This is a genomic window from Hyphomicrobium sp. 01T421 (assembly GCF_056398805.1).
In genome coordinates this window covers 1-6,490 of record NZ_JBFTQC010000007.1, presented here as the reverse complement: position 1 = coordinate 6,490, position 6,490 = coordinate 1, and the positions used below count along the sequence as shown (strand labels likewise).

Below are 6,490 nucleotides of genomic sequence, written 5' to 3'. Positions count from 1 at the left end.
GCCCAAAGCGTGTGCCGGGGCGGTAGGTCGTTGCCGAGTCGAATGGCGCGCCGACAAAGGCCGCCTGGTAGTCGCCGATCTTCCGAATGTCTTCGCAGTACGGCGCCTTCATGAAGGTATTGATGCCGGCAAACGCCGGCTGATGACCCCGGCTGAACAACGAGATGTTGCGATCGATGACGGATGAGGCCGCCTCGAGCCCGTACTGAAGCGATCGAGTCACTTCTTCGTCCTGCTTCGTCTGGGAGATGCGAGACAACGTCTCCATGCTCTTCGCGCCGTGCGTGTCTTCGCGCCGGACGCCGTGCGAACCGTGACGATGCGTATGGGGATGGTCGTGATCGTGATCTTTAGGACTGCGCGCCATTTCGGAATGACCTTTACTGTTTAGATATGCAGACAATCGCGGAGTTGATGAGTCCTGCGGTCACTACTGCGGACCGAGCCGGCCGATCCATTTGTTCGACGGGTACTTGGCCGCAAAGCCGTCCGCCGCGAGCGCGGAAAGGATCGATGTATCGAACGCCTCGCTCGATTTCACCTTCTTCTGGGAGACGCCAGCGGCGAGATACGTGTCGCTGAATAGATCCCAGGTCTGCTCTGCATAGCCCGCGACGCAATCTTCGCCGCCAAACAGCGATCCCCAGCCCTTGGTCTCGGCTGCCGCGCGAGGAGCTTCCTCAGGCAGGCTTTCGCACAGAGGTTTGCCGCCCTGCAGGCCAAGCGCACCCATGTTCTGGTTGATGTTGAGCATGATCGCGCCGTACTGATTGAGCTTCACGTCGGCAATGGGCCACGAAAGACCGGCGGCGACGATCGCATCACCTTCCTCCGGATTCTCCTTCCACCAGTCGACCGCCTCAAACCACGCGCGAAGCAGCTCCTTGGCGACCGCCGGCTTCTCGGCGAGCCATGCTTCGTTGCAGGCGATGGCATCAGATATGAGCCCGCGTTCCCAAGTGCGGTCCGTAAGGCTCGATTTGAATATCTTGGCTCCCTCCCGCTTCAAGGACTGGGCGGCAAACGGATCGTAATTGACGTCGATGTCTGTGCCGCCGCTGGCGAAAGCAGCAGCGCTTTCCTGCGGAAGCATGACCGCGTGGTGCAGCTCCTTCATGTCGATCCCGGCCCGCTTGAGCGTGAGCAGCATCCACATATGGTTGAGGAAGCCGTAGTCGGCCCCGAACTTCTTGCCCTTGAAATCTTCGACCGAATTGATGTCCTTCGTGACCACCATCTTGTCGAGGCCGTAGGACATATCCGAGAACGCGACGACCTTGACCGGCAAGTCACCCGCGCGCGCCAATACCATGCTGTCCATGGTGTTGTTCATGCATTGGACCTGTCCCGACGTGATCGCGGCATTCTTTTCAGTGATGCCCTCGATGATTTTGACGTCGAGATCGATATCCTTGGCGAGGCCTTTCGCCTTGACGATGTACCATGGCGCATAAGGCGAGAACGATATGATCGCCACGCTGACTTTCTCTGCTGCGCTCGCCCGAGGCGCGGCCACTGGCGCCGTAGCTGCCAGCAAACCGAGAGCGAGAAGTGTGTTCGTAAACGACTTGTTTTTCATTTTATGCCGTCTCCTGAACGATCTTCGATCCTTTGGATTCACGTCGTCAAAACTGATTGGCTATTTGATTTCCTCGCGCATCATCGCAAACAGCTGACGCTCGAGCTCCGCATACCCCGGCAGTTCCAGCAGCTCTTCTTTCTGCTTGATGCGCCGTCCGCCTTTGAAAGTGAGCGGGATATCGGCTTTGATACGGCCTGGCTGACGGCTGAAGAAAATGATGCGATCAGCCAGATAGATGGCCTCCTCGATGTCATGCGTGATTGCGACCACCGTCTTCTTCTCACGCTCGATCAACTCGATCATGAGTTCCTGCATCTCCCAACGCACCTGTGCGTCCAGCGCGCCGAAAGGCTCGTCCATCAGGATGATCGCCGGGTTCTGCGCCAGCGTTCGAGCGAGGGCGACGCGTTGCTTCATGCCTCCGGACAAACTGCGCGGATAGGAGTCGGCAAACTTCTCGAGATGCACGAGCTTGAGAAAATTCATCGTGCGTTCGCGGCGTTCTGCGGCCGGAACCTTGAGAATTTTCATGCCGTATTCGACGTTCTGCATGGCGGTGAGCCAAGGGAACGACGTGTAGGCCTGGAAGATCATGCCGCGATCGGGACCAGGCCCCTGCACGTTCTTGCCGAAAACTTCCAGCCGTCCGCGTGTGGGATATTCCAGACCTGCGATGATCCGCAGCATCGTCGTCTTTCCGCATCCCGACGGCCCGACGAACGCTGTGATTTGGTTCTCCTGCAGTTCGAACGACACGTCGTCGAGCGCCTTGAACGACCCGCCCAGATACTCCTTGCTGATACGGGACGCCTTGAGGGGGGGAACGGTTGTCACCGGCGTAAAATCCTTTGCGACGATGTTCATGTTACGACCTCCGCTCGACGTTCCACGGGAACAGCGCGCGGCAAATGCCCCGGAAAATGAGATCTGTGAGAAGACCTAGTGCACCGATAGTGACGATGCCCGCCATGATCACGTCGACGTTGAGAAAACGTCCGGCACGCATCATCACAGCGCCGATGCCATCCTGTGCTCCGACGATTTCGGCAATGACGAGATACGTCCAGCTCACCGCAACCATGTTGCGCATGGAATCGAATATCGCTGGAAGAGCTGCCGGCACCACGATGCCTGTGAGAATGGTGCGGCGTGATGCGCCCATGGTCAGTCCAGCTTCCACAAACTCCTTCTGGATGGCGGTCGTGTTGTCCAGCACCAGCGAGATCAGGAAGAAGATGACGCCGATGAAGAGCAGCGCAATCTTCGCTTGATCGGTCGGACCAAACCAAACGAGGAGAAGCGGAATGAACGAAGCGGCTGGCAGATACCGCCAAGCCGTCAGGGTCGGATTCAAGAGAGCGCGAACGTTGCCGAAGCTTCCCATCAGGATGCCGATCGGCACAGCAATCGCGGAAGCTGCCATGAAGCTGACGAAAATCCGCCAACAGCTCACCGAGACGTCATGCAGGAAGTTGCGCTCGGCGAACAAGACGTAAAGGGCGGATCCCACCTCGCCGATGGACGGAAAGAACTTGCGGGCCGATGCCGGCGTCAGATAGTGCCCGAGCTCCCACACCCCAAGGAACAACAACGCTCCGATGCACGCCAACACCGCAGCCCGTTGCGTACTCGGCTGCCTTCGAAACTCGAGGAATCTTTCTTTCGGCGGAATATAAATTGGCGCGGCTTCGGTGTTCTCACTCGGCAAATTTTGTTGCGAGAAAGACGAAGCGTCGCGCGATTTCGACATCGCACCTTCCAAGGCTCTACCTCCCGACAAAGTCTGCAAAATCTACGTTTTGCTCGATCTAAGTTGTCGCAAGGAAGGTAGCGGCGCAGGGGTGCTTTATAAAACGTCCAAAATTCAAATGGAAAGCATTGACGGAACCTATGCTGCGGCGCGAACGCCATCTCGCATTGGCCGCGCACTCAATCCGCGTGCCTATTCAAATTCGGCGTAAATCGGCATGGAATTTAGTTAGTCAATCGCGTCGTCAGCGCCGACGAGTGAGCGAACCCGCTTTGCTTCGCAGATTATCGCTTTCAACTCTTCGATGAACAAGATGTGCGCGACGTGCCAAGGCCGGTCTGGATTCGAGATGATAAATATCTCCATGGCCGGCGCGTTGCGCTTGCCAAGCAGCGGCCACAGTCGGCCCGAGGAAACATCGGGTGCTGCATAACCATCGGGGAGGAAGCAAAGCCCAACTCCCAAGATCGCTAATCGGCGCGCCTCTTCGAGATGCTGAGAAATTCCAGAAACCTTTTGCCCAATTCCGTATTTGAGCCGGAAATCTGAGAGCTGATCGGGTTCATCGGCGCCTGTCAGGATGAAAGATTCTTGTGCCAGTGCTTTAGGATCGAGAATTTTCTGACCATAGAGGCGATGGCCACGCCCGCAATAGGGACGATGCGTCTCGCGAAACAACGGATGATAGATAAGGTCGGCCCGTTTGCTGCGCGATGGCGCGACACCAATGTCGATCTCCTTCCGAAGCAGCGCATTGATGACATCCGACCAGCTGGCCACATCGACGATCAGTTCGACATTCGGACACTTCCTGTGAAACGACATGATGACGTCGTCGAGAATTTCGCTGACGACATTGCTGATCATTTTGATGCGCACTGGACCGCTGACAGTGTTGAGCGTGTCGGCCATCGCATCCGGAATGCCGCGAATCAGCGACTTCAGCTTCATGCATGTGTTGGCGAGCGCCCGGCCCTCATCGGTCAGCTCGAAACCGCTCGGGCCGCGTTCGCAGAGACGCACATTGAGATGACCTTCGAGACGCTGCAGTGCGAGACTTATGGAGGGTTGCTTGCGACGCAAAAGCTCCGCCGCCGCTGTGACGCCGCCGGTTTCAGCAATGATGCAGAAGATCTTGAATAGGTTCCAATCGAGATTCCGGAAAAAATCATCCTGCCGAGCGTTGTTCGAAGACATATTGCACCGCAGTAAGAACACCCAAAAGATCGCGCGCGGAAAGATAACCTTCCCCACGAGAACACTAAGTGACTTCGACGGCGAGTTGCAAGCTTAGGCTGAAGACGAATGTTCGTGCAGACACGTGTGGCACTCACCGGAGGCGAGTGATTGCATGCGCCCGCTCAGGCTATTAGCGCGGCCGTCTTTGGCGCGCTTAGCTCAAATGCCCGGTGTAGCAGCACAAGTGGAACCGCCAAGCATTGGCTGATGACCGGCGGCAATCAGCGAGCGCTCGGCCGAGTTGATCGTGTTGACGAGCAGCATCGTCACCGTCATGGGGCCGACGCCGCCGGGAACGGGCGTGATCATCGACGCGCGCCGGCTCACACCTTCAAAATCGCAATCCCCCACCAGTTGACCGTTCGCCAGGCGATTGATGCCGACATCGATGACGACCGCGCCCGACTTGACCATCGGCGCCGAGATCAGATTGGGATATCCCGCCGCCACGATCAGAATGTCGGCAAGAATGGTGAATTGTGCGAGATCACGCGTCTTCGCGTGACAAACCGAAACCGTCGCTTCGCGCTGCATCAACATCAGTGCCATCGGCTTGCCGACAATGTTGCTCGCGCCGACGACAACCGCGTTCCGGCCGGCGATCTCGACGCCGGCGTGATCGAGAAGGAGCATAACTCCGTATGGAGTACATGGCGGGAACACCGTGTCGCCGATCACCAGTCCGCCAACGTTGTAGAGATGAAAGCCGTCGACGTCCTTCTCCTGATCTATGGCGCCGAGCACCGCCTTGACGTCAAAATGTTTCGGCAGCGGCAGCTGCACCAGGATTCCATGAATCGAGGGGTTCGCGCTGAGCTCTGTGATTTTGTCGATGACGGCTGACTGTTCTACGTCGGCTGGAAACAGAAACTTCCGAGAATCGATGCCGACGTCAGCGCAGGCCTGTATTTTCTTTCGCACATATACGGCCGATGCCGGGTCTTCTCCGACCATGATGACCGCAAGGCCCGGTGACACACCAAATTTCTTTTTGAGAACGTCAACCCGTTGCCGGCACTCTTGACGAACACCAGCTCCCACGGCCTTACCGTCGATAATTTTGGCTGTCATTGTGTTGCTCGCTGAAGTGTTGCTGCGCTCTCAGAAGACCCCCGGAGCGCGTTGGTAGAAGTTTGATCGAGGCATTTCGAGCGCGTCCGGCGCATCATTTTTGGTCGGCGCCGGCGACTCCCAACTGGGAAAGCCGCCGACGCCTGTTGTCAGAACAGTCCCTGGATCTGCCCCTTATCGTCGAGCCGGATTGAGTCCGCCGATGGAACCTTCGGCAGGCCCGGCATCGTCATGATCTCACCCGTGACGACGACGATGAACTCGGCGCCAGCGGACAGCCGGAGTTCGCGGATCGGCACGATGTGGCCCGTCGGCGCGCCGCGCTTCGAGGCATCGGTCGAGAACGAGTACTGCGTCTTCGCCATGCACACCGGGAAGTGCCCAAAGCCCGCGGCTTCCAGATCCTTGAACTGATTTTCGACGCTCGCATCGCAGGAGATGTCGGCGGCGCGATAGATTTCCGTCGCGATCGTCTTCACCTTGTCGCGGAGCTTCATGTCGTCGGGATAGAGCGGCTTGAAGTTCGCCTTGCCCTCGTCGATCACCTTGACGACGTGATGCGCGAGCTGCTCGGTGCCCTTGCCGCCATCGGCCCAGTGCGTGCACAGGAACGCCTTCGTGCCCATGCTTTCGGCGGCCTTCTGAACCTCGGCGATTTCGGCGTCGGTGTCGGTGATGAACTTGTTGACCGCGACGACGGCCGGCACGCCGAACTTGTTCACGTTCTCGATGTGGCGCTTGAGGTTTTCGCAGCCCTTGGCGACCGCTGCCGCGTTCTCGGTTTTGAGATCGTCCTTGGCGACGCCGCCGTGCATCTTCAGCGCCCGCACCGTGGCGACGATGACGAC

The 6,490-nt window shown here is 58.0% G+C and carries 6 protein-coding genes and 1 pseudogene; all 7 read right to left on the bottom strand.

Annotated elements, in window-relative coordinates:
* A pseudogene (locus AC1DK3_RS21175) lies at nucleotides 1-367 on the bottom strand (agmatinase); the annotation flags it as partial.
* A 63-nt stretch (nucleotides 368-430) separates the two neighbouring features.
* Nucleotides 431-1,579: an ABC transporter substrate-binding protein gene (locus tag AC1DK3_RS21170; RefSeq protein ID WP_477194226.1), complete on the bottom strand. Its 1,149-nt coding sequence runs from the start codon at nucleotides 1,577-1,579 to the stop codon at nucleotides 431-433.
* A gap of 60 nt (nucleotides 1,580-1,639) precedes the next feature.
* Nucleotides 1,640-2,446 (bottom strand): ABC transporter ATP-binding protein, encoded by an 807-nt coding sequence (locus AC1DK3_RS21165; protein ID WP_477194225.1) that lies wholly within the window; start codon nucleotides 2,444-2,446, stop codon nucleotides 1,640-1,642.
* Nucleotide 2,447: 1 nt separating this feature from the next.
* Nucleotides 2,448-3,332: an ABC transporter permease gene (locus AC1DK3_RS21160; protein ID WP_477194224.1), complete on the bottom strand. Its 885-nt coding sequence runs from the start codon at nucleotides 3,330-3,332 to the stop codon at nucleotides 2,448-2,450.
* A 228-nt stretch (nucleotides 3,333-3,560) separates the two neighbouring features.
* On the bottom strand, nucleotides 3,561-4,529 hold the full coding sequence (locus AC1DK3_RS21155; RefSeq protein WP_477194223.1) for a LysR family transcriptional regulator: 969 nt from the start codon (nucleotides 4,527-4,529) through the stop codon (nucleotides 3,561-3,563).
* A gap of 201 nt (nucleotides 4,530-4,730) precedes the next feature.
* Complete coding sequence (gene folD, locus AC1DK3_RS21150; RefSeq protein WP_477194222.1) at nucleotides 4,731-5,642, bottom strand: bifunctional methylenetetrahydrofolate dehydrogenase/methenyltetrahydrofolate cyclohydrolase FolD; 912 nt, start codon at nucleotides 5,640-5,642, stop codon at nucleotides 4,731-4,733.
* A gap of 149 nt (nucleotides 5,643-5,791) precedes the next feature.
* Nucleotides 5,792-6,490 (bottom strand): formate--tetrahydrofolate ligase (locus AC1DK3_RS21145; protein ID WP_477194221.1); only part of this gene is annotated, 699 nt, incomplete at its 5' end.

Coding starts and splice junctions, on each gene's coding strand:
- AC1DK3_RS21170 (WP_477194226.1), bottom strand. CDS start 1,579: ATGAAAAACAAGTCGTTTACGAACACACTTCTCGCTCTCGGTTTGCTG.
- AC1DK3_RS21165 (WP_477194225.1), bottom strand. CDS start 2,446: ATGAACATCGTCGCAAAGGATTTTACGCCGGTGACAACCGTTCCCCCC.
- AC1DK3_RS21160 (WP_477194224.1), bottom strand. CDS start 3,332: ATGTCGAAATCGCGCGACGCTTCGTCTTTCTCGCAACAAAATTTGCCG.
- AC1DK3_RS21155 (WP_477194223.1), bottom strand. CDS start 4,529: ATGTCTTCGAACAACGCTCGGCAGGATGATTTTTTCCGGAATCTCGAT.
- folD (WP_477194222.1), bottom strand. CDS start 5,642: ATGACAGCCAAAATTATCGACGGTAAGGCCGTGGGAGCTGGTGTTCGT.